We start from the raw sequence: 1,080 nt of genomic DNA on the forward strand, positions 1-1,080 counted from the left end.
CCTCGTGCGCCCTGTCAACCACATGTCCATCAGGGCGTGCGCGCCGACACGAACAAGCCGATGAGCTGGCAGACTTCATCGCGTGGGCGACGTCTCGGCACACCCAAGACGAACAGGAAGGCTCAGCGCGCGCTTTCCGGCGTCGTACCTGTTGGTGCTGGCAGGTGCCGGTACCTCACCCGCCCGTCACCGGGCAGGTCCACGATCAGATCTTCATTGACGGCATGCACCTGTCGGGCGAATGGGTGCTGCTGATCGCCCGAGACCGCGAGCATGTGCTGGAGTGGCAGTGGGCGGCCAACGAATCCGCGCAGGCCTACACGGCCCTACTTGAACGCCTCGCTCCTGCCGATGTGGTCACCACCGACGGTGCTGCAGGCGCCTTGGCGGCTATCGCGCACCTATGGCCCTCCACGCGCGTGCAACGCTGCCTGGTCCACGTTCATCGTGACATCATCCGCGACCTCACCATGCATCCCAGAACCGAACCCGCACGGGCGTTGCTGGCCTTGTCACGACGCTTGACGAGCATCACCAGCGTCGACCAAGCCAGCGCGTGGTTGACGATGCTCCACGACTTTGGGCACACCTTCCGAGAATGGATGTCACAGCGCACCTTCGCCGCTCAAGACCCTGCATGGGCGTCAAAAACCGGTAAAACCTGGTGGTACACGCATGAACGCACGCGCCGCGCCTACCGACGCTTGGCACGACTGGCACGCCAAGGAGTGCTGTTCACCTACCTGACCAACCCCGACGGCACACCAGCCGACCCGCCGGCCTGCGCCACCACCAACCACGTCGAATCCATCAACGCTGTCGTGCGTGAACTCCTCCACGCTCACCGCGGTGCCAGTGCCTACCACCAAGCCGTCATCGCCGAATGGGCTCTCCTCCTGCGCACCCCACAACCCCCGACCCCCACCGAAGTCCTGACCCAATGGGAACACGACGGGCGCCCCACACCCCGCCGGATCCCCACACCCAAACACCCCAACCACACCGATCAGAAACGCCACGGAATCCCGGAAGGAACCCCCACCCCAGAAGAAGGACTCTGGCCACGCAAAGGCTGGGCCG

The 1,080-nt window shown here is 64.8% G+C and carries 1 protein-coding gene; it reads left to right on the forward strand.

Going from position 1 to position 1,080, the window contains the following annotated elements:
* Positions 1-65 precede the first annotated feature (65 nt).
* Positions 66-1,080: IS1249 family transposase (locus BQ7477_RS10970; protein WP_234968837.1), on the forward strand; the 1,015-nt coding region annotated here is incomplete at its 3' end.

The sequence above is a fragment of the Actinomyces bouchesdurhonensis genome (assembly GCF_900128465.1).
Taxonomy (GTDB): Bacteria; Actinomycetota; Actinomycetes; order Actinomycetales; family Actinomycetaceae; genus Pauljensenia; species Pauljensenia bouchesdurhonensis.